Annotated in this window: 20 protein-coding genes and 2 pseudogenes; 10 read left to right on the top strand and 12 right to left on the bottom strand. The window is 62.6% G+C overall.

Annotated features, from left to right (window positions below; genetic code table 11):
• Positions 1-25: 25 nt before the first annotated feature.
• Positions 26-340 carry an ArsR/SmtB family transcription factor gene (locus tag B9Y64_RS12815; protein ID WP_100441037.1) on the bottom strand — a complete coding sequence of 105 codons (315 nt, stop codon included), beginning with the start codon at positions 338-340 and terminating at the stop codon, positions 26-28.
• Positions 341-379: 39 nt separating this feature from the next.
• On the opposite strand from B9Y64_RS12815, the gene arsH reads away from it, so the two are divergent.
• The 3 genes and pseudogenes from arsH to B9Y64_RS22565 all read left to right on the top strand — a co-directional run.
• On the top strand, positions 380-1120 hold the full coding sequence (gene arsH / locus B9Y64_RS12820; RefSeq protein WP_065178722.1) for an arsenical resistance protein ArsH: 741 nt from the start codon (positions 380-382) through the stop codon (positions 1118-1120).
• Positions 1117-1536 (top strand): arsenate reductase (glutaredoxin), encoded by a 420-nt coding sequence (gene arsC, locus B9Y64_RS12825; protein WP_065178723.1) that lies wholly within the window; start codon positions 1117-1119, stop codon positions 1534-1536. Before arsH ends, arsC begins: the two co-directional genes overlap by 4 nt.
• A 153-nt stretch (positions 1537-1689) precedes the next feature.
• A pseudogene (locus tag B9Y64_RS22565) lies at positions 1690-1803 on the top strand (chromate transporter); the annotation flags it as partial.
• Between the two features lie 495 nt (positions 1804-2298).
• On the opposite strand, the gene B9Y64_RS12835 reads toward B9Y64_RS22565, so the two are convergent.
• The gene (locus B9Y64_RS12835) at positions 2299-2667 is read right to left on the bottom strand and encodes an H-NS family nucleoid-associated regulatory protein (protein WP_100441038.1); all 369 of its coding nucleotides are present in this window, start codon (positions 2665-2667) and stop codon (positions 2299-2301) included.
• Between the two features lie 298 nt (positions 2668-2965).
• Here B9Y64_RS12835 and B9Y64_RS12840 point away from each other — a divergent pair, with 298 nt between their 5' ends.
• The 3 genes from B9Y64_RS12840 (at position 2966) to B9Y64_RS12850 (ending at position 7488) form a co-directional block, all read left to right on the top strand.
• A complete protein-coding gene (locus tag B9Y64_RS12840; protein WP_100441039.1) occupies positions 2966-4063 on the top strand; it encodes a hypothetical protein in 1098 nt (365 codons plus the stop codon).
• Between the two features lie 51 nt (positions 4064-4114).
• On the top strand, positions 4115-6094 hold the full coding sequence (locus B9Y64_RS12845) for a BCCT family transporter (protein WP_100441040.1): 1980 nt from the start codon (positions 4115-4117) through the stop codon (positions 6092-6094).
• Positions 6095-6216: 122 nt separating this feature from the next.
• Positions 6217-7488 (top strand): DUF2254 domain-containing protein, encoded by a 1272-nt coding sequence (locus B9Y64_RS12850; protein WP_005420848.1) that lies wholly within the window; start codon positions 6217-6219, stop codon positions 7486-7488.
• A 72-nt stretch (positions 7489-7560) separates the two neighbouring features.
• On the opposite strand, the gene B9Y64_RS12855 is transcribed toward B9Y64_RS12850, so the two are convergent.
• The 5 genes from B9Y64_RS12855 to B9Y64_RS12875 are packed head-to-tail and all read right to left on the bottom strand — an operon-like array spanning position 7561 to position 10509.
• Complete coding sequence (locus tag B9Y64_RS12855) at positions 7561-8322, bottom strand: sulfite exporter TauE/SafE family protein (protein WP_080353444.1); 762 nt, start codon at positions 8320-8322, stop codon at positions 7561-7563.
• Between the two features lie 18 nt (positions 8323-8340).
• Positions 8341-8778, bottom strand: coding sequence for a TIGR01244 family sulfur transferase (locus B9Y64_RS12860; RefSeq protein WP_065178729.1), 438 nt, complete (start codon positions 8776-8778; stop codon positions 8341-8343).
• On the bottom strand, positions 8775-9206 hold the full coding sequence (locus tag B9Y64_RS12865; protein ID WP_100441041.1) for a YeeE/YedE family protein: 432 nt from the start codon (positions 9204-9206) through the stop codon (positions 8775-8777). Before B9Y64_RS12865 ends, B9Y64_RS12860 begins: the two co-directional genes overlap by 4 nt.
• Positions 9203-9643 carry a YeeE/YedE family protein gene (locus B9Y64_RS12870; RefSeq protein WP_100441042.1) on the bottom strand — a complete coding sequence of 147 codons (441 nt, stop codon included), beginning with the start codon at positions 9641-9643 and terminating at the stop codon, positions 9203-9205. The genes B9Y64_RS12865 and B9Y64_RS12870 overlap by 4 nt, the downstream gene beginning before the upstream one ends.
• Positions 9640-10509 carry an MBL fold metallo-hydrolase gene (locus B9Y64_RS12875; RefSeq protein WP_199849323.1) on the bottom strand — a complete coding sequence of 290 codons (870 nt, stop codon included), beginning with the start codon at positions 10507-10509 and terminating at the stop codon, positions 9640-9642. Before B9Y64_RS12875 ends, B9Y64_RS12870 begins: the two co-directional genes overlap by 4 nt.
• A gap of 243 nt (positions 10510-10752) precedes the next feature.
• On the opposite strand from B9Y64_RS12875, the gene B9Y64_RS12880 reads away from it, so the two are divergent.
• The gene (locus B9Y64_RS12880; protein ID WP_021202108.1) at positions 10753-11046 is read left to right on the top strand and encodes an ArsR/SmtB family transcription factor; all 294 of its coding nucleotides are present in this window, start codon (positions 10753-10755) and stop codon (positions 11044-11046) included.
• 459 nt (positions 11047-11505) lie between these two features.
• Positions 11506-12414 (top strand): hypothetical protein, encoded by a 909-nt coding sequence (locus B9Y64_RS12885; RefSeq protein WP_224119317.1) that lies wholly within the window; start codon positions 11506-11508, stop codon positions 12412-12414.
• An 802-nt stretch (positions 12415-13216) separates the two neighbouring features.
• On the opposite strand, the gene B9Y64_RS12890 is transcribed toward B9Y64_RS12885, so the two are convergent.
• Positions 13217-13582: a hypothetical protein gene (locus B9Y64_RS12890; RefSeq protein WP_100441045.1), complete on the bottom strand. Its 366-nt coding sequence runs from the start codon at positions 13580-13582 to the stop codon at positions 13217-13219.
• Positions 13583-13875: 293 nt separating this feature from the next.
• On the opposite strand from B9Y64_RS12890, the pseudogene B9Y64_RS12895 reads away from it, so the two are divergent.
• Positions 13876-14730 (top strand): annotated as a pseudogene (locus B9Y64_RS12895) (PA0069 family radical SAM protein); the annotation flags it as partial.
• Positions 14731-14786: 56 nt separating this feature from the next.
• Here the strand turns inward: B9Y64_RS12895 and B9Y64_RS12900 are convergent.
• The 4 genes from B9Y64_RS12900 to B9Y64_RS12910 form a co-directional block, all read right to left on the bottom strand.
• On the bottom strand, positions 14787-15494 hold the full coding sequence (locus tag B9Y64_RS12900) for a 2OG-Fe(II) oxygenase (RefSeq protein ID WP_032957940.1): 708 nt from the start codon (positions 15492-15494) through the stop codon (positions 14787-14789).
• A gap of 108 nt (positions 15495-15602) precedes the next feature.
• Positions 15603-16619, bottom strand: coding sequence for a class 1 fructose-bisphosphatase (locus tag B9Y64_RS12905; RefSeq protein ID WP_100441047.1), 1017 nt, complete (start codon positions 16617-16619; stop codon positions 15603-15605).
• A 221-nt stretch (positions 16620-16840) separates the two neighbouring features.
• The gene (locus B9Y64_RS21960; protein WP_157804515.1) at positions 16841-17044 is read right to left on the bottom strand and encodes a hypothetical protein; all 204 of its coding nucleotides are present in this window, start codon (positions 17042-17044) and stop codon (positions 16841-16843) included.
• Between the two features lie 80 nt (positions 17045-17124).
• Positions 17125-18327 (bottom strand): aromatic amino acid transaminase, encoded by a 1203-nt coding sequence (locus tag B9Y64_RS12910; protein ID WP_100441048.1) that lies wholly within the window; start codon positions 18325-18327, stop codon positions 17125-17127.
• A 171-nt stretch (positions 18328-18498) separates the two neighbouring features.
• Between B9Y64_RS12910 and B9Y64_RS12915 the strand changes: the two genes are divergently transcribed.
• Positions 18499-20592: a TonB-dependent receptor family protein gene (locus B9Y64_RS12915; RefSeq protein WP_100441049.1), complete on the top strand. Its 2094-nt coding sequence runs from the start codon at positions 18499-18501 to the stop codon at positions 20590-20592.
• Positions 20593-20631: the final 39 nt, after the last annotated feature.

Below are 20631 nucleotides of genomic sequence, written 5' to 3' on the forward strand. Positions count from 1 at the left end.
CTGAGCGATCTCTAAGGTGGGTTGGTCAGCAGCCAACGGGTCGTTCGCAGGCCTGTTCGTCGGCACAACAGTTCTCCGTGAGATAGGCCACCAATGCGGTCATCGCCTCGAACTCGGCCCGGTAGCAGATCGTCCGACCACGTTGCTCGGCGCTGATCAGGCCCGCAGCCAACAGTTCCTTCAGGTGGAAGGAGAGCGTGGCGCCAGGCAAGCAGAGCGTCTGGGCAATGTCACCGGCCAGCTTGCCGCCGCTGCCGGCCTGTACAAGCAGGCGGAAGATCGACAGGCGGGTGGCGTGGCCCAAGGCAGCAAGAGCGTGGGTTGCAGTTTTATGTTCCATGATTCTAGAATAATAGAATCGATTCCGTAGGACAACCCCGTGCAGCAGATCCCCAACTTGGTCCCAGGTGCCTTGGACATTCCGACGGCCACCAAGCTCAACGACCCGGCCGCGCAGCCGCACCGCCCGCGCATCCTGATCCTGTACGGCTCGCTGCGGCCTCAGTCGTTCAGCCGCAAGCTGGCGCTGGAGGCGCAGCGGCTGCTGGAACAGCTCGGGGCGGAAACCCGCCTGTTCGATCCACACGAGCTGCCGATGCTTGACTCGGTGCCAGCCACCCACCCAAAGGTGCAGGAGCTGCGCCAGGCCTCGCTGTGGTCGGAGGGCCACGTGTGGGTCAGCCCGGAACGCCATGGCACCCTTACCGCGGTATTCAAGAACCAGATCGACTGGCTGCCACTGGAAGAGGGCAGCGTGCGCCCCACCCAAGGCCGCACGCTGGCCGTGATGCAGGTCTGCGGCGGTTCGCAGTCGTTCAACGTCGTCAACGCGCTGCGTGTGCTCGGCCGGTGGATGCGGATGGTGACGATCCCCAACCAGTCCTCGGTCGCCAAGGCCTGGCAGGAGTTCGACGACGAAGGTCGAATGAAGCCTTCGGCGTACTACGATCGCGTGGTGGACGTCATGGAGGAACTGGTCAAGTTCACCCTGCTGGTGCGTGGGCGCAGCGACTACCTGGTGGACCGTTACAGCGAGCGCAAGGGGGCCATCGAGGCGGCGGCGCTGGCGGCCGCTGCAGGGGTGGTGGAAACTGTTTTTAACGAGGAGGAAAGTGCGTGAACGCGGTCATCTACCACAACCCCAAGTGCGGCACCTCGCGCAACACTCTGGCGATGATCCGCTTCGCCGGGATCGAGCCGGAAGTGATCGACTACCTGGCCCACCCGCCCAGCCGCGCGCGCCTGGTCGACCTCATTAGGGCCGCGGGCTTGAGCGTGCGCGACGCCATCCGGCAGAAGGGCACTCCTTATGACGAGCTAGCACTGGGCGATGCGGCACTGAGCGACGACGCGTTGCTTGATGCCATGCTGGCGCACCCAATACTCATCAATCGTCCTTTCGTGCAAACCGATAATGGCACGCGCCTGTGCCGGCCTTCCGAACTGGTGCTGGATATCCTGCCGAAGCTTCCCGGACCATTCCGGAAGGAAGATGGAGAGTTGGTGGCCGAGCACAGGGGAGGCCCGGCGACCTAATCTGGGTGCTGGGCCGGGCTGGCCGCCTTTGAGAACAACAGGAGATCCTGCCCCATGCCGACGCTCCATCCCGCAAAAAGCGAAAGTGCGTGGCGTGACTTTCTGGTGTTCCTATGACTGGGACTGACCTCGTTCGGTGGCCCGATTGCCCATCTGAGCTACTTCCGCCTCGAGTTTGTCGAGCGCCGCCGGTGGCTGACGGACCGTAGCTACTCGGATCTGGTGGCCTTGTGCCAGTTGCTTCCAGGCCCAGCCAGCAGCCAGGTTGGGGTGTTGCTGGGCTTGGCCCGCGCCGGCTGGCTTGGCCTGCTGGCCGCCTGGGCAGGTAAATCGCATGGGTCAGGTCGCGTTGGCGCTGCACCAGTTCGGCTACGCGCGCCGCCATGCGGTTGGAATGTTCGATGATGACCCGGATCTGCGAGCGCGGCGAGACCGGGCAGCGTCGAATCCCCGCTAGGAAGCGGATCCTGCCAGATCGGAGGGCAGCTGTCGGCCAGAAGTGGATACTGCAATCATTGCTGCCTGAGCCCACTCTCCAAAGGCAAGGGGGAGCGCCTGCTGTTCGCCCGCTGTCACATCAACTGCGACTAGCTGAAATCTTTGATCGCCTACCTGGAAGGGCATTCCGCGCACCAGCATCCTGTTCGATCTGATGACTAATGATTCTCAGGACTTGCTGCGGTACCGGTGTGCGGCTACCTCCTGATGACTAATGATTCTCAGGACTTGCTGCGGTACCGGTGTGCGGCTACCTCGCTATCACTACTTGATCAGGAAGTCATTCAGTGATTTTCCACTTGCTACCAGCTCGGCTATCCATCGCGGTTGCCGCCCTCGACCGGACCACGTCTGGCCGCGCACTGCAGGATTGCGGTACTTGGGAGCGATCTTGGACCCTGTCGATTTGGCAGGCCTCCGATCACCTCGCTTCTTGGCGGTTTCGGAGGGCACGATCACTGAAGCGCCGTAGAGTTCCTCTATCGTGTATCCATGATCCTTGACGTACTTGTTGATCTTGGCGCGCATCGCTGTGGCCTTAGGGCGTGACAGCACCTTGGACTGCTGCTTCTCCGCCTGAGCAATCAGTGAGCGAAGTTCCTTGGCAGAAAGGCCGCTGATATCAATAGTCATGAATTCTTCCCCGATGTCGAGGCCCTAGCCTATTCTCAAATGACATTGCGTGTCACTCCATGTCCACTATGAGTCGCTCAATCTCAGGATCGACTACTAAAAAGTGGATCGTGTTAGCTACTCTCTCACTACACATGATTTTCACGTGGCATATGGACCTGAGGACTAAAGACGCGCCGTGAGTGATTGCTGTGGCGTCGCCAAGAGTTCTTTGAGATCGCCAGTTTGAGGCATTGGATGAATCGACGTTAGACTCAAGCGCTTTCCGTAGCAGATCAGGGAGGCAAGGCGCATAACCGTGAGATCAATTCCCTTCATTGTCGCTGCCGCGTTGGCGGGAACTTCGCTGGCTGCAGATGCTTCTGAGGATAACCTACATAGAGATCCTTACTTTGATCCAGGAGGCGCCGTCAGGTTCAACTATGGCTGGCTCGACTACGGGCCGTCCAGCCGCCTGCAGCTTGAACTGCTGCGTGCAGACCTTGACGCTGGAACCGGACCGTTTTCCTTCTCTGCCCAATACCGCTGGTACGATGGCTTCGACGCCGTGCATCACGCCTACGCGGGCTGGCAGTTCTCCGATGCTACCCAGCTCAAGGCAGGTATCCAGCAAGTCCCGTTCGGGCTGCTCCCCACCGTTTCGCAGAGTTTCTGGTTCGGCTCCGGCTACTACCTGGGCATCGAGGATGATTACGATCCGGGCCTTGTGGTGATTCACCGCAGCGGCAGCACAACTTGGCATCTTGGCTGGTTCTCCGGAGACGAATACGGGTCCGGGGCTCGCTACGATCGCTACTCCTTTGATGTCGCGCAGACCGAGGCATTGCCGTATCGCGAGCGGCAACGACTGCATGCACGCGTGGAGAGCGCGCACGACTGGGGCGGCGGCGAACTGTTGCTGGGCGCATCAGCGTTTGCTGGCAAAGTGCAGAACACTCAGACACGGCGTCAATACGGTCATCAGGGCGCGGCCCTCCACGCACAGTGGCAGCGCGATGGTTGGACCGCGCAGTTGCAGTGGGCGCGGTACCGGTATGACGTGCCCGGAGATCGCATCGCAATGTCGGCGTTCCAATCCCCCTTCCAGGTTGCAGCGCAGGCGGATGTGCCAAGCGCCAACATCGCCTATTCGTTCGGCCAGAAGGGCTGGCTGGATGACATCACCTGCTATAACAACCTCAGCATGACCCGCCCGGTCGGGCACCGCGCGGGCCTTCGTGATTCGTGGCAGAACGTGACCGGTTGCAGCCTGCAGAAAGGCATCATGCTCACCTATGTCGACTGGATCGCTGGCCGCAACATGTGGTTTGCCGGTGGTGATGGTATCGGCATCGACGAAGGAGGCCTTTCCAGCTGGCATTCGCGGCTGAACCTCAATATCGGCTTCTACTTCTGATCGGCCTCGCGCAAGCCGCAGATTTTTCCACCCAATAACACGGAGGTATCCATGCAGAGCACGGCTCCGCAACATCCCCCCGTTCGCCAGCGGATCCTTTCGCAGGTGTTCATTCCCACGGCAGCCATCGTCATCGCGCTGCTGGCGCTTGCCGCCTTCGCGCCCGAAATGGCCACGCGGTGGTTCACCGCGGCCAAGTCATGGGCCGCCAATGATGCAGGTTGGTTCACCATCCTTGCAGTAGCCGGCTTCCTGGTCTTCGTCGTCGGCGTCGCCATCAGCAGTTACGGCCGCATCAAGCTCGGCCCTGACCACAGTACGCCGGACTACAGCTACGGCTCCTGGTTCGCAATGTTGTTCGCTGCGGGCATGGGCATCGGTCTGATGTTCTTCGGCGTTGCCGAGCCCATCATGCACTACGCCACGCCGCCGGTTGGTTCGCCTGAGTCCGCCGCCGCTGCCCGCCAGGCAATGCGCATCACCTTCTTCCACTGGGGCATCCACGCATGGGCGATCTACGCGGTGGTAGCGCTGTCGCTGGCGTACTTTGCGTACCGACACAATCTCCCGCTGCGTGTCCGCTCCGCGCTGTATCCGCTCATCGGCGACCGTATCCACGGCCCGTTGGGACATGCCGTAGACACGTTTGCCGCACTGGGTACCATCTTCGGCCTGGCCACCTCGCTGGGACTGGGCGTCATGCAGATCAACGCCGGCCTGAACTACCTGTTCGGCCTGGAGGTCAGTACGCTCGCCCAGGTTGGCTTGATCACCGTCATCACACTGGTGGCCACCGGATCGGTCGTGGCTGGCCTGGACAGCGGCGTACGCAGGTTGTCCGAGCTCAACATGATCCTGGCGGCGGCGCTGCTGGCCTTCGTGCTGGTCTGTGGACCCACCGTTCACCTGATGCAGGCGCTGGTGCAGAACACCGGCATGTACGTTTCCCAACTGTTCTCGATGACCTTCAACCTTTATGCCTACGAACCCACGGGTTGGCTGGGTGGCTGGACGCTGTTCTACTGGGGCTGGTGGATTGCGTGGTCGCCCTTCGTTGGCATGTTCATCGCGCGCATCTCACGTGGACGCACCGTCCGTGAGTTCGTGGTAGGGGTGCTGCTCGTACCGCTTGGCTTCACATTCCTGTGGATGACCATCTACGGCAACACCGCGTTGCACATGGTGCGGACGGAGGGCATCCAGCAGTTGGTGCAGGCGGTCTCAACCGACAGCTCGATGGCGCTCTTCGAGTTCCTGGAGCACCTGCCGCTGACCATGCTGACCTCTTCGCTGGCGGTCATCCTGGTTGCGCTGTTCTTCGTAACCTCAGCGGACTCCGGTGCCCTGGTAATCGACATGCTTACCTCGAAGGGTGAGGAGGAATCGCCGGTCTGGCAGCGGATCTTCTGGGCGCTGCTGGTCGGCGGCCTTGCGATTGCCCTGCTGGTGGCCGGCGGCTTGGAATCATTGCAGGCGGCCACCATTGCCAGTGCGTTGCCATTTACGATCGTCATGATCCTGATGTGCTGGGGACTGCTGAAGGCCATGCATCTGGATGCAACCAAGCGCTCGATCCTGCGCGAGGCACGTATCTTGCCGGGTACCAGCGAGGATTGGCGGGCGCGCCTGCGCCTGCTGGCGCACAATCCGTTGAAGATCGAGGTGACCGGCTTCATCGAGCAGCGTGTCATCCCGGCATTGGAAGAGGTTGCGGCTGAGCTGCGCAAGCAGGATCTGCCGGTCCAAGTCTCCAAGGGGGAGGATGGTCGTGCGTGGCTGCAGGTTGGCCATGGCGAGGAGATGGACTTCTTCTACTCGGTACGGCCCCAGCCCTATGAGCCGCCGACGTTCGCCCTGCAGGATCCTCGTCGGCCGGTCAGCGAGGGTACCCGTCATTACCGTGCGGAGGTCTATCTGCGGGAGGGCGGGCAGGACTACGACGTCATGGGATGGACCAAGGTTCAACTCATCCACGATGTGCTCGATCAATACGAGCGCCACCGTCAGTTCCTGGACAAGGTGCGCTCGTAGAATCTGCACACAGATGCCGCCCGGAGTAGCGGCATCTGCCTTGGGTCGGGCATGACCCTGCGTTGACGTGGCCTCGGCGCCCGGCCGTGCTATTGATGGTCGAACTTCCCAGGAAGTAGCCCATGCTCACCAGATTGAGGCTTGCAGCCAGCAAAGTTACAAAGCGGATGTGGTTCCGCTCGACCCTGTATGGCGCCCTAGGCATCATCACGGCGTTGGCGGGCGCGTTCCTGAAGTTCCTCATTCCCGTCGGCCTTGCCGCACGGATCGGCGCAGATTCCGTCGGCAACATTCTTGGCATTCTTGCCGCGTCGATGCTGACGGTAACCACCTTCTCGCTGTCCACCATGGTCTCGGCATACGGGTCCGCGTCCAACAGCGCCACCCCGCGCGCGGCCCGCCTGCTGATCGAAGACACCCGGGCCCAAGGTGCGCTGGCCACCTTCATTGGTGCCTTCCTGTTCTCGATCGTGGGCCTCATCGCGCTCAGCACTGGCATCTACGGAGATAGCGGCCGGCTTGTACTGTTCGGGGCAACCATCGCGGTCATCATCGTCATCACAGTGACGTTGCTCCGGGCTATCGAGCAGTTCTCACGCTTTGGCCGCGTCGGCGAAACCATCGATCTGGTGGAGCGGGCGACCCAAGTGGCAATGAAGCGCCGCGCCGAGGAGCCTTCGCTCGGCGGAGCCAGTGCGGTTCGGGTAGGAGAGGGGGCGGTGCAGCTGGTCGGCGATCAGGTGGCCTACGTTGAACACGTGGATGTCGGGCGGATCAACGCCATTGCGCAGGAACATGATCTACGCGTTCATCTGCTCTGCCAGCCGGGTACGTTCGCAACCCCAACCCGTCCGTTGATAGCCATCGAGGGAAATCTACTTCCTGAAGTACAGAGTGAAGTGATCTCAGCCATTTCCTTTAGCGACGCGCGCTCCATCGAAAATGACCCACGGTTCGGGCTGGTCGTGCTTGCGGAAATTGCGCAGCGAGCCATGTCACCTGCGGTGAACGACCCTGGGACCTGCATCGACGTCATCGGGACATGTGTCAGGCTGCTCTGTGCATGGTCCAGCCACGCAGGGGACGCTGCGACAGGCGAGGTGCTGTATCCGCGCGTGCACGTGCAGTGTCTCGACGTACGCGACATGTTTGAGGACGCGTTCACTCCGATTGCCAGGGATGCCGCCGCGTCCCTGGAGGTCAGTATCCGGCTGCAGAAGGCCTTCGCAGCGTTGGCAGGGTCCTCGAATGAAGCGACAAGAGTCGCATCACAGGCGCATGCCCGCATCGCGTTGGAGCGCGGCCTATTGGCCATGGATTTCGAAGCTGATCGCGAGGCGCTTCGAGCCGTCGCATCTTATTTGACTCTGGAAGATGTGGACCACCGTTCGTAGTATCTTCCTATCAAAGCCTTTGAAGCGCTGCGCTGGCTATCAGTGCTCGGCTGTGGTCTGGAGCACATCCGGTCAGCTCACCTTCCACAGCATGTATGCGGCAGTAATGAAGATCAGTACTGCAAATACCGTGTTCAGAGCTCCACGATAGTTGGCCAGCTTCGTCGAAGTTGCTGCACCTGCAATACCGCCAGCCACGCCGGCAACGACGAAAACTGCCGCGAGCTTCCAGTTGACCAGACCTGTACGCGCGTAGTTCAGTGCGGTGGTCATGCCAAATGCGGCGACGGCGACGAGCGAGCTTCCGACTGCGGCGATCATCGGCATGCCCGTCGCGGCCACCAGTGCGGGCACGATGAGAAAGCCTCCGCCAATGCCAAAGAAGCCAGAAAGCCCGCCGGCGGTGGCGCCCAGCCCAATCAGCGCGGGCGCGTTGCCTCTGCCGAGCCGAGCGTCCGTGAGTCCAGGCGTGTTGCGCCTGCGAAGCATGGCGATGCCGACAACGATCATAGCCACAGCAAACAGCGCCAACAGGCTCCTGCCGTCGAACGCCTTGCCCAAGCTGGAACCCAGGTATGCGCCCGCGATCCCCGCCAGAGCGAAGACCGAGGCACAAGGCCAGCGAACGTTCCCTCTACGGGCATGTATCACCAGATTCGACACCGCATTGACCGCTACTGCCAGGGCGCTGGTGCCGATAGCCACATGCGGATCTCCCACTCCGACCACGTAGAGCATCAGTGGCACCGCCAGGATGGATCCGCCCCCACCGACCACGCCCAGGACGAAGCCGACCAGGACGCCAGACAGGCCGCCCAGAACCAACTGCAGCAGAGATAGCGCTTCCATATGTCAGTCGCCGGACGCCGGGCCTTGCTGCAGCCGTGTTGCGATGGAAGAAAGGTCATAGCCTGCATCCGAAGCAACAGACAGGACGTGGTCAAACGCCGCTCCATTGTGAACGACTTCCGACAGCGCCCAAAGCATCGCAGCACGGGTGCCGGTTCTGCAGTACGCGGCAACAGGGCTTGGCAGCGCTTCGATCAACTTGGCAAAGGTATGCACCTGATCATCGGTAATAACGCCAGGCAGCGCAGGAAGATAGGCAAACTGCATGCCCGCCTGGTGGCAGGCGGCCTGCAGCGCATGGTGACTGGGCTGCTCCGGCTGTTCATCGTCGGGGCGGTTGCAGATCACGCTCGCAAAGCCCTGCTCCTTCAGGGCTTCAATGTCCTTTGGCAGGAGCTGGCCGGACACCTTGAGGCTGGCGGAGAGTGGCTTGAGGTTCATGGTTCTCCCGTAGTTGCAGTGGGGCGGTGAATGAGGCCATGCAGGAGCACGCCAGCGATCATTGCCGTGGCGAAGATGATCGCGAAGGGCTGGCCGGTTCCCAGCAACGCGATGGCTGGGCCGGGACATAGTCCGGCCAGACCCCAACCCAGGCCGAATATCGCCGCACCGATCACCAGGCGCCGATCGATGATGCGATGGGTGGGAATGTGCAGCGATACGGCAAGCAGCGGCGTTCTGCGGGCGCGTATCCACAGGTAGGCTGCGCCGGAAGGGATCAGTGCGCCCAGCATGACCAGCGCCAGGGAGGGGTCCCAGGCGTCGCTCACATCAAGGAAAGCAAGCACGCGGGCTGGGTTGGCCATACCGGATACGACCAGTCCCAGTCCGAAGAGTGCGCCGCACAGGAACGCGGCGAGACGGATCATGCCGTGCCCCCCGCCACAATCCGTACCAGGGTCGCCGTGGCCATGCCCATGAGCATGAACACGCAGGTAGCCACCACCGACCGCGACGATCCCCTGCCCAGGCCGCAGACACCGTGCCCACTGGTACAGCCAGCGCCAAGGCGAGTTCCGTAACCCACCAGCAGTCCGGCAATCACCAATACCACTGCTCCGTTTGCGGAGAGCGCCGGCAATAGTATGGGCCTGGCCGCCAATGCCAAGCCTGACGCCAGGGCAAGTCCCGCCAGGAATAGGGCTGCACTCCCGCGTCCGCCGTCACCCGGCATGCCCAGTGTCTTGGCAAGTAGACCCGAGATGCCGGCAACGCGGCCGAGAAGGACCAGATAGGCACCGGCGGCTGTTCCAATCATGGCACCGCCAGCGAGTGGCCAGTACCAAGCCAAATGAGAGAGCGTCATAGCAGGTCCACCGGCAGCTTGAGGTAGCGCACGCCGTTGTCCTCGGGTTCGGGCAGATGGCCGGCGCACATGTTGACCTGCACTGAAGGCAGGATCAGTCGCGGCATCGGGAGCGTCGCGTCACGGGCTTCCCGCATTTCCACGAACATGGCTTCGGTCACGCCCTCGTGCACATGCAGGTTGGTTGTCCTTTCGGCACGGATGGTTGTCTCCCATACGAAATGGTTTCGACCGGTGGCCTTGTAGTCATGGCACAAGAAGACGCGGGTGGCGTCGGGCAGGGACATAAGGCGCTGGATCGAGCGATACAACTGGCGAGCGGAACCACCTGGAAAATCGCAGCGGGCGGTGCCGTAGTCCGGCATGAACAGCGTGTCTCCAGGAAATACGGCGTCGCCGATCACGTACGCCATACAAGCGGGGGTGTGGCCCGGCACGTGCAGCGACATCGCCTGGAGATTACCGATGCGGAAGGAGGCACCATCGGCGAACAGCCGATCAAACTGGCTGCCATCCCGCTTGAATGCAGTGCCGGCATTGAAGACTTTGCCGAAGGTTTCCTGGACAGTGGTGATGCGCTCGCCGATGGCCAGCGTACCTCCCACCTGGCCCTGCAGCCATGGTGCTGCTGAGAGGTGGTCGGCATGCGCGTGGGTTTCCAGCAACCATTGCACCTGTAGGCGCTCGGTCCGCACGTAGTCCACCAACGCCGATGCGGAGGCAGTGGAGGTGCGGGCTGCGGCCATGTCGAAGTCAAGGACGCTGTCGATGATGGCGCACGCTGAAGAAGATGGATCGCGTACGACGTGACTGGCAGTGAAAGTGGCAGGATCGAAGAAGGTCTTTACATGAGGCGAGGGGAGCAGGCCGGCACGGGCATCGTTGACGACGCGGACAGCCTGCTCCAAGGGGGCGTCTACCGCTACGGATTGGTTCACGACTGGCTCCGGGGGGATTGGTTGCTTAATACTTACATAGTTACATAAAGTGTGCAACTATAGAAGCATGCTAGACTGGGCGCCTTCCCCATGGTGTTTGCATCACATCACCCGGCCAAGTTGCCCTTACCCGTGACCAGCCCCCCATTCAGCCCGTCAGACCTAGCCACGATGAAGGAGCGCGTGCCCGAAGTGGCCGAGTTGCTGCGCTTCATGGCCACTCCCTCCCGCCTGTTGCTGCTGTGCCAGCTCGCCCAAGGTGAAATGACGGTGAGCGGACTGGAGGACGCCACCGGCATCCGACAGCCGGCGCTCTCCCAGCAACTGGCCGAACTCCGCCAACGAAAGCTTGTAGCGACCCGACGGGAATCGCGGTCGATCGTCTACCGCATGGCAGACCCGCGCGTTGCAGCACTGCTGGGCGCGATGCATGGGATCTTCTGTGCGGACGATACATCAACTTGAAGTGGCCTAAGGCGTCTAGAAGGGACGGGCTAGACTCACTGACCTAGGGGAATTTAGGCCATCGGCGTAGTCTGCCCCAAAACCAATTGACCGCAGCAGGCTCGAGGTCTGCTGCGGCCTAGGGATGTTTATCAGGGATGGGGTGGATGTCTGCTTATGGCCGAAAGCGGACATCGCCAAGGCAGTGGATTAAGGTTGTTTATCGTGGCATGGGCATGGCACCTTTCGATCCAGAGCGGACATCAGCGTGAGCGCACGCTCTGCACCCTGGTAGCTCTCACTACACATCGGACTGTTAAGTGAACCACAGCCGTCCTAAAATGAGGCCGTATCAAGGGTCTAGTCCTCAAATCACGGGCTGCGGGTACTTCGTATAGCCCGACTCGAGGAGCCGACCATTGTTCATTTAGCACGGCGCAATCATTCTGGGCAGCGGACGGGGACGTGATGAAGCAAGACATGAAGGAAAAGCTCAAAGAAGCCGTGTTTGATGTCGAGCACGCTTTAGGAATGTACGCTTCTGGCTACTGCACCATTCCAGCAGAAGCAATCTATGACAAAGATGCGTTGGCTTCAGTCATGAGCGTAGTCAAAGATTGCCATATCTACCTTATTGGGCTCGTACCCAGGATTGTCCTTGAGAATGCAAAACTAGAGAACGACAAGCTGAGCATTTTTATGAGTGCTCTAGGACAGACTTACGAGGTCAAGTACCCGTGCCCAGAAGGGTGTCGGTTGCAGCTGGTCGATGACATATATCACGTTGTTGATGCATCGGGACGCTTGGGATGGCCAAGTCCTCAGGACCTACAGGCACGACTAAGCTCCATATCGCAGGCGATAGATTTCGACGTGAAGTACATCGGGCAGGCCTACGGAAAAGATGGATCACGCAATGCCTTAGACAGACTGCTGAAGCACGAGACGCTTCAGAAAATTGCCTTGAAAGGCATTCCTGAGACGCACAAGCTAACCCTGCTGCTGTTGACAGTTGTTCCCAACAGTCAGCTCTTCACGTTCTTCAATCCATTCGCCAAGAACAAAGATAATGATGGGACGCGCATTCGCGCGGGGCTGGAGAAGCTATACGAGACTAGTGAGCAAGAACGAATCACTCTCTATGAGGCATCACTTATCCGGTACTTCTCTCCCGAGTACAACATTGAGTTCAAAAACAGCTTCCCGTCCACCAACCTGAAGGTCCTTCAAGCCTGCTACGAGAAGGATTTCAGTGCGCTTGTGGCAGAGATATGCATCGACGAGCTTCCGTTCAGATTAAGATCTGACTGTGTAGCACCGGCGCACTATCACATAGCTAAGCACAACTTGCATAAAGAGAGTGACCGGCGAATATTCTTTGGACTGTAGTTCGGTGAATTCTCTGTCTGCTGCTGGCGGGAAGCTGTCGTGGGCTCGACATGGCAGCAACTGACCCAAAGCGGACATCCATCAGTGCTTGTCCACTGCTCTTGAAATGCGGCCTGGTCTGCTTGCTGGGTCCGGCTATGCCTCGGCTTGTCAGCCGGACCCAGCAGCCCTAAGATCGAGCCGCTGTCAGCGGGGATAGCCCACCATATGGTGGTATGTGGATAAGTCGTGTAACCGGACCCAGGGATCCGGCTACAAGGTAGTTAGGCAGCAGGGGGAGATGGTGGACAGCCGAAGTATCTTTGAAAGACTGACACGATCCGTGCCAATCAATCTCGCAGACCTCCCAGAAGAGTTCGGTATCTACGCTCTTTGGGACCATGAACGACAAATCCGGTACATCGGTAGCACACCAAAAGCCACCGAGGGATTCCGCACCAGGATTTACAGCAAGCACGCCACTGGCAGCGAAGGTCGCAGCCACAAGTTCACGCAAGCGTATTGCACCGGCCGTATGTGGCGTTACTGCAAGAAGCTTGATCACCCAGCTGCCGCTCGCGAGCAGTCCGCCACAGATGCGGACGCAGCAAAGAAGCTGAGAAACGCCTTTATTCGTAAGCACTGTGGGGCGAGCTACGTATCCATACCTCGTAGCTATCTGCCAGAGCCATACTTCGCAAACCTCACTTCATTGGAGTTCCAGCTTCAGGCTATGGCACCTTCAAGCATGCGGGCGTGGGAGGGTATTGGGTTTCGGCCTCTACCAGAACCGGCACCTCTCGTGGATCGCTTGTTGGCTGAACTACCTCACTTTGCAGCAGGCGCTGAAAGGCAGCATGCCATCTATAAGGCGCATGTGCTTTGCACTGATGTCTAACAATTCATTGATACTCGCCTTCTCAACAAGCTGCGCAATCAATGCGCGCATGAGTGGGGAGATTTCCGCATTGCCCAACAGATAGTTGATACCTACATTGAGCCAATGACAATGAAACATGCGCTCAATGCTGAAAATGAGGTCCAACCGATCCTGTTCCCACCAAGCTGCGCGCCGAAGCAAGTGCTCGTCAGTACCCTTGCGGCGTTGATCACCTTTGCGAACCTGCTCAAGCCCCTTCTCAAAGCGGCCGTCACGGAGGGAACGGGTGACGGCATCTAACGATTCCAAGCCGAAGCCGCCTGATGGCTCGGCTTAGTTCAGGCGTTTGGCGGTGTCCGCTTTTGGCCGGAAGCGTACGCTGACCAAACGATGTTTTAGCCCGGCCACTCACGGGCCGTCGGGCGCTCAACGGGGCCAATACAGTGCCCCTGAGTCCTCGCCGCATTAGTCGGAACGCTAACCTCCCCTTCATTGCCATGGGCTAGGGGGGAATTTCTATCCTGAGCCGCGTTAGCCTTGACAGAGCACCAGTTCGATAGGGGTTGCGCTGAACACTTCCCCTCAAACACATATAGTGTTGGTGTTCCTACTGCTTCGCGCGCCCCTCGCACGCCTATCTGAACCTGTCGCCGGGGCTGGACTTCGAGACCAAGCTGTTCGCCAAGACCAATGCGCCGCATCTGCTGCGCAAGGAACTGTCGAAACCGGGTTACGTGCCGCAGCCGATTGCACTGGGCATCAACACCGATGCGTACCAGCCGATCGAACGCAAGTTCAAGCTGACCCGCCAGCTGATCGAGGTCATGCTGGAGACCAGGCATCCGTTCTCGCTGATCACCAAGAACGCACTGGTCGAGCGCGACATCGATCTGCTCGCGCCGCTGGCCGCGGAGAACCTGGTCAGCGTGCACTTCTCGGTGACCTCACTGGACCCGCATCTCTCCGCGAAGCTGGAACCGCGCGCATCAGCGCCACATGCACGGCTGCGTGCGATGAAGCGCCTGCATGAAGCCGGCATTCCGGTGGGTGTGATGGTGGCGCCGGTGATTCCGTGGATCAACGACAGCGAGCTGGAAGCCGTGCTGGAGGCCGCACACGATGCCGGCGCCAGCACCGCAGGCTACGTGCTGCTGCGCCTGCCGCTGGAAGTGGCGCCGCTGTTCCGCGACTGGCTGGATACGCATCATCCCGAGCGCGCCGCGCATGTGATGAGCACCATCCAGCAGCTGCGCGGCGGCAAGGACTACGACAGCCAGTTCGGCACGCGCATGCGCGGCCAGGGCGTGTATGCCGATCTGTTGAACAACCGCTTCAAGCTGGCGCGCAAGCGCCTCGGGTTCAATGCGCAGAACAGCCATTGGCCGAAGCTGGATTGCAGCCGGTTCCTGAAGCCGCTGCCGCCGAAGCAGGATTCGCCGCAGGGTAGTCTGTTCTGAGTCCGTCAGTCGAGCGTGGCTCGACGCTACATCCGAGGCCGTCGAGCAGCTCGGCGTCACCCCCCGAACAACTTCTGCGCACTCTGGAACAGGATCCAGCTGGTTGCGATGAACTTGTCGCCACCCTGCGGCCGGTTGCCACGATGGGTGTGGGTGAACGCCGTCGGGGCGATCAGCAGGCTGCCGGTGCGCGGTGCGATCTTGCGGCCCTGGAACAGGAACTCGGTTTCGCCTTCGTCGAAGTCGTCGTTGAGGTACAGCGTCCACAGCACGTGCCGGTGCAGCGTCTCGGCCTGGGCATCCTTCGGGTACAGCTCGCAGTGCCAGTACGGGTAGCCGCCCTCGCCCGCCGCATACCACTGCAGGTTGATCGCGCCCGGACGCAGGCAGGTGCGGGCCAGATCGGCCAGCTGCTGCTGAGGCATGTCAGGAAAGTCCTCGGCAGACAAGCGTCGCGGTTGGCCGTTGCTGTCCTGGATCTGCAACATCAGCGGGGCGATCAACGCCTGTGGATAACGGCGTAGATAAGTCAGCAGGCCATTGAACACTGCAATCTGCAGCTGCTGGTCGACATCCTGCCAGCCATCCAGGCCGCTGATGCGAAGATCCTTGCTGTGCTTGAGTTCCGGGAACACGCCACTGCCCACTGCACCGGGCAGCAGGCCACGCGTCGCACGCATGCGCTCGACGATCGCCGCGCAGACCTCGCTGGGGACGGCGTTGTGGATGACTTCGATGAAATCGACCGGGCCCTGCTCGTGCATGCGTGCATTCCTTAGGCGGCAACGGCTTGATGGTGCCGTTTGCCGCCCTCGGTGTCACCCCACGGTCATGTCATCGCTCTGCCATGACCGCTGTCAGGCAACGGGCCGTCAGCCCTGCGCGTCGTCGTGCGCGTGGTGGTAGCGCACCGCCTCGGCCACTTCCTCGCGCGAGCCGAGGAACACCGGCACGCGCTGGTGCAGCTGGTCGGGCTGGATGTTGAGGATGCGCTCGCGGCCGGTCCAGGCGGCGCCGCCGGCCTGTTCGACCAGCAAACCCATCGGGTTGGCTTCGTACATCAGGCGCAGCTTGCCGGCCTTGGACGGATCCTTCTTGTCCCACGGGTAGATGAAGATGCCGCCGCGGGTCAGGATGCGGTGCACGTCGGCCACCATGCTGGCGATCCAGCGCATGTTGAAGTTCTTGCCGCGCGCGCCTTCCTTGCCCGCCAGCAGGTCGCCGACGTAGGCCTGCATCGGCGCTTCCCAGTGACGCTGGTTGGACATGTTGATGGCGAATTCCTGGGTGGCCGCCGGAATCTGCATGTTCTCGGTGGTCAGCACGAACTCGCCCTTCTCGCGGTCCAGGGTGAAGGCGTGGGTGCCGTGGCCGACGGTCAGCACCAGCTGGGTGCTGGGCCCATAGATGCAGTAGCCGGCGGCGATCTGCTTGCTGCCCGGCTGCAGGAAGGCGTCATCGCCCGGCAGTTCGACGTTGGTCGGGCAGCGCAGCACCGAGAAGATGGTGCCGACGGAGACGTTGACGTCGATGTTGGAGCTGCCATCGAGGGGATCGAACAGCAGCAGGAAATCACCGCGCGGATAGATGTCCGGCACCGGCTGGCTGTGGTCCATTTCCTCCGAGGCGCAGGCGGCGAGGTGGCCACCCCAGGCATTGGCTTCGAGCAGGATCTCGTTGCTGATGACGTCCAGCTTCTTCTGCGCTTCACCTTGCACGTTGCCGGTACCGGCGTCGCCGAGCACGCCACCGAGGGCGCCCTTGCTGACGGCGATGGAGATGCTGGTGCAGGCGCGGGCGACGACCGCGATCAGCTGGCGCAGGTCGGCATTGATGCGGCCGGCGTGCTGTTCCTGGATCAGGAAGCGGGTCAACGAAGTACGGGACATGAGCGGGCAGGTCTCGGCAGCGGGAAAACGCCTATTGTCGCCCGTCTGGCGAGGGCGTGCGTGAGCGCGGGAAGGCGAAATCGTTTCCAGGTGCGCTGCGCTGGAGCAGCAGACCAACAGGCATTTGTAGAGCCGAGCCATGCTCGGCTCACGCGCGAAGCGCGGCCGGTCGTTGGCGGCGGAAAAGCAGCCGAGCGCGGGCTCGGCTCTACAGGGGGCGATCAGCCCTTGGCGACGTGTTCCAGACGCGTTGCGCTGGAGCAGCAGACCAACGGGCGTTTGTAGAGCCGAGCCATGCTCGGCTCACGCGCGACGCGCGGCCGGCCGTTGGCGGCGGAAAAGCAGCCGAGCGCGGGCTTGGCGACGTATTCCAGAGGCGTTGCGCTGAAGCAGCAGACCAACAGGCATTTGTAGAGCCGAGCCATGCTCGGCTCACGCGCGAAGCGCGGCCGGTCGTTGGCGGCGGAAAAGCAGCCGAGCGCGGGCTCGGCTCTACAGGGATCGATCAGCCCTTGGCGACGGTGGCCACGGCCTTGGCGACGTATTCCAGGTTGTTCTGGTTCAGCGCGGCCACGCAGATGCGGCCGGTGCCGACGGCGTAGATGCCGAACTCGTCGCGCAGGCGCTCGACCTGCTCACGGCTCAGGCCGGAGTAGGAGAACATGCCGGCCTGCTCGTTGATGAAGCCGAACTGCGGTGCACCCGCAGCGGCCAGCTTCTCGACCAGGCCCTGGCGCAGTGCATGGATGCGCTCGCGCATCTCGGTCAGCTCCTGCTCCCACATCGCGCGCAGTTCCGGGTTGGTCAGCACGCCGGCCACCAGTGCCGCACCGTGGGTGGACGGGCTGGAGTAGATGGTGCGGATCACGCGCTTGACCTGCGACTGCACGGCCTTGGCGTCAGCGGCGGTCGGCGCCACCATCGACAGCGCACCCACGCGCTCGCCGTACAGCGAGAACGACTTGGAGTACGAGTTGGCGACGATGAAGCTGTCGATACCGGCTTCGGCGATGATGCGCACGGCGGCGCCGTCCTGCTCGATGCCCTTGTCGAAGCCCTGGTAGGCCATGTCGATGAAGGGGAACAGCTGGCGGTCCTTCAGCAGCTGGGCGACCTGCTTCCACTGGGTGACCGTGAGGTCGGCACCGGTGGGGTTGTGGCAGCAGGCGTGCAGCAGCACCACGGTGCCGGCTTCCAGCTTGCCCAGGTCGGCCAGCAGGGCGTCGAAGTTGACGCCATGGGTGGTCGGGTCGAAGTAGGAATACTCCACCACCTCGAAGCCGGCCGCGCTGAACACGGCGCGGTGGTTTTCCCAGCTCGGGTTGCTCAGCGCAACGGTGGCGTGCGGCAGCAGCTTCTTCAGCACGTCGGCGCCGACGCGCAGCGCACCGCTGCCACCGACGGTCTGTGCCGTGGTGACGCGGCCGGCGGCCAGCAGCGGCGAGTCCTTGCCGAACACCAGCTCACGCGTGGCCTGCGTATAGGCCGGCAGGCCGTCGATCGGCAGGTAGCCGCGCGGTTTGGCTTCAGCGGCAAGCTGCTGCTCGATCTGCTTGACGGCGCGCAGCAGCGGAATGCGGCCGCTCTCGTCGTAGTAGATGCCCACACCCAGGTTGACCTTGGTCGGGCGGCTGTCGGCGTTGTACGCCTCGGTCAGGCCCAGGATCGGGTCGCCTGGGACCAGTTCCACGTTTGCAAAGAAGGACACGGCGGTACTCGTTCGGTAGACGGAAAGGGGGAGGAAGTGCGCTGCGCGGTCTGCGGCCTTTCAGCCGGAAACAGCCCATCGTAACAAAGCCTGCCGGGGCTGGCCGCCGCCATCGTCATCCGTGGCCCCGTACCATGGCGTGCGTTGCCGCCCGATCCATCAACCTGAATCATGAATCCTGCCGCACGCCACCGTTGCCTGCCGTTGTCCGTCCTGCTGCTGTCGCCCTGGGCGGCCGTGGCCGAGCCCGCACCGACCGCCCTGCCCAGCGTGCAGGTGCAGGCTGCGCGGGTGCCGGGTATCGACCCGTTCGCGCTGCCGGCCAGCCAGGACACGGTCTGGATCGACGCCAGTCGTGCAGGCACCGGCGTGCAGCTGTCCGAAGCGCTGGCCGGGGTGCCGGGCCTGGTCGCGCGCGACCGCCAGAACTTCGCCCAGGACACCCAGCTGTCGATCCGTGGCTTCGGTGCGCGCTCGACCTTTGGTGTGCGTGGCGTGCGGGTGTTGATCGACGGCGTGCCGGCGACCATGCCCGATGGCCAGGGCCAGCTGTCGCACGCCAGCCTGCTGGGCGCTGAGCGTATCGACGTGCTGCGCGGACCGTTCTCGGCGCTGTACGGCAATTCCTCCGGCGGCGTGCTGCAGGTGTGGAGCGCACAGGGCCAGGCCGGTGACCCGTGGCGGCTGCGGCTCAATGCCGGTGCTGACAACACGCTCAGCGTCGGCGCGCAATTGAAGGGTGCCGGCCACGGGCTGGACTACAACATCGCCGCCAATCACTTCCGCACCGATGGCTGGCGCGATCACAGCCGTGCGCGCCGCGAATCGCTCAATGCGCGTATCGGTGGCGATCTGGGGGGCGGGCGGCTGGAGCTGCTGCTCAATGCGCTGGATGCCCCTGACGCGCAGGACCCGCTGGGCCTGAGCCGTGCCCAGGTGGCGGCTGATCCGCGCCAGGCCACCGCAGTGGCGCACCAGTACAACACCCGCAAATCGGTGCGCCAGCAGCAGGCCGGCCTGCGCTGGACGCGGGAGACCGGGGCGCAGCGCTGGCAGCTGATGGGCTATGCCGGGCAGCGTGCGGTAACCCAGTACCTGCCGATCCCGCCGGCTGCGCAGGCCAACAGCCCGCTGCATGCCGGCGGGGTGATCGATCTGGAGGGCGGCTATGGCGGCCTCGACGCGCGCTGGGGCTGGCACGGTGAACTTGCCGGGCGGCCGCTGGACCTGGTGGCCGGGCTCAGTGCCGACCGCCAGCGCCAGCACCGCACCGGCTACGAGAACTTCGTCGGCAGCACGTTGGGCGTGCGCGGGCGCCTGCGCCGCGACCAGATCGACACCGTGCAGAACGTGGACCAGTTCGCCCAGGCCTGGTGGCAGTGGAGCCCGCGCTGGTCGTTGCTGGCCGGCGTGCGCCACAGCGCGGTGCGTTTCGAGTCCGATGACCGCTACATCGTCGGTGCCAACCCCGATGACAGTGGCCGCCGCCGTTACCAGGCCACCACGCCGGTGGCCGGGATCAGCTTCGAGGCCAGCCCGCAGTGGCGACTGCATGCCGCCGTGGGCCGCGGCTTCGAGACGCCCACCTTCAACGAGCTGGGGTATCGCGCCGATGGACAGGCGGGATTGGCGCTGGATCTGGCGGCGGCGCGCAGCCGCAGCCTGGAGGTAGGCAGCAAATGGCACGCACAGGACGGAACCCAGCTCGATATCAGCCTGTTCCGCGCAGATACCGACGATGAGCTGGCCGTTGCCAGCAACATCGGAGGGCGCAGCACCTATCGCAATATCGGCCGCACCCGCCGCCAGGGTGTGGAACTGCAGTATCGGCAGCCGTTGGCCGAGCAGCTGGAGCTGCAGCTGGCCTGGACCTGGCTGCAGGCGCAGGTGCGTACGCCGTACCTGACCTCGAACACCCCGGTTGCCGCCGGCAGCCGCCTGCCCGGGGTGCCGCGCCAGCAGGCCTTCGCCCGGCTGCAGTGGACCCCCGCCGACTGGCAGTGGGCGCTGGAGGCCGCCGCCAGCAGCGATACCGTGGTCAACGACCTGGCCACCGAGCGCGCGCCGGGCTACGCGCTACTGAACCTGGAAGCCGGCCGTCGCTGGACGCTGCCGGGGGGCGAGCTGCGCGCCTTCGCGCGCCTGGAGAACGTGCTGGACCAGGCCTATATCGGCTCGGTGATCGTCAACGACGGCAATGGGCGATTCTACGAGCCGGGACCGGGACGGCGGGCCAACGTCGGCCTGCAGTGGTCGTGGCGCTAGGACGGTAGTGCCGGCCGCTGGCCGGCATCGCGCCGTGCA

Origin of the sequence: Stenotrophomonas maltophilia, assembly GCF_002799245.1 — a bacterium.
GTDB classification, from domain to species: Bacteria; Pseudomonadota; Gammaproteobacteria; order Xanthomonadales; family Xanthomonadaceae; genus Stenotrophomonas; species Stenotrophomonas maltophilia_S.

Excerpts from the sequence above, each read along its gene's own strand:
- B9Y64_RS12815 (WP_100441037.1), bottom strand. The coding sequence starts at position 340 with ATGGAACATAAAACTGCAACCCACGCTCTTGCTGCCTTGGGCCACGCC.
- B9Y64_RS12835 (WP_100441038.1), bottom strand. The coding sequence starts at position 2,667 with ATGACTATTGATATCAGCGGCCTTTCTGCCAAGGAACTTCGCTCACTG.
- B9Y64_RS12845 (WP_100441040.1), top strand. The coding sequence starts at position 4,115 with ATGCAGAGCACGGCTCCGCAACATCCCCCCGTTCGCCAGCGGATCCTT.
- B9Y64_RS12850 (WP_005420848.1), top strand. The coding sequence starts at position 6,217 with ATGCTCACCAGATTGAGGCTTGCAGCCAGCAAAGTTACAAAGCGGATG.
- B9Y64_RS12860 (WP_065178729.1), bottom strand. The coding sequence starts at position 8,778 with ATGAACCTCAAGCCACTCTCCGCCAGCCTCAAGGTGTCCGGCCAGCTC.
- B9Y64_RS12865 (WP_100441041.1), bottom strand. The coding sequence starts at position 9,206 with ATGATCCGTCTCGCCGCGTTCCTGTGCGGCGCACTCTTCGGACTGGGA.
- B9Y64_RS12870 (WP_100441042.1), bottom strand. The coding sequence starts at position 9,643 with ATGACGCTCTCTCATTTGGCTTGGTACTGGCCACTCGCTGGCGGTGCC.
- B9Y64_RS12880 (WP_021202108.1), top strand. The coding sequence starts at position 10,753 with ATGAAGGAGCGCGTGCCCGAAGTGGCCGAGTTGCTGCGCTTCATGGCC.
- B9Y64_RS12885 (WP_224119317.1), top strand. The coding sequence starts at position 11,506 with ATGAAGGAAAAGCTCAAAGAAGCCGTGTTTGATGTCGAGCACGCTTTA.
- B9Y64_RS12900 (WP_032957940.1), bottom strand. The coding sequence starts at position 15,494 with ATGCACGAGCAGGGCCCGGTCGATTTCATCGAAGTCATCCACAACGCC.
- B9Y64_RS12905 (WP_100441047.1), bottom strand. The coding sequence starts at position 16,619 with ATGTCCCGTACTTCGTTGACCCGCTTCCTGATCCAGGAACAGCACGCC.
- B9Y64_RS21960 (WP_157804515.1), bottom strand. The coding sequence starts at position 17,044 with ATGGCTCGGCTCTACAAATGCCTGTTGGTCTGCTGCTTCAGCGCAACG.
- B9Y64_RS12915 (WP_100441049.1), top strand. The coding sequence starts at position 18,499 with ATGAATCCTGCCGCACGCCACCGTTGCCTGCCGTTGTCCGTCCTGCTG.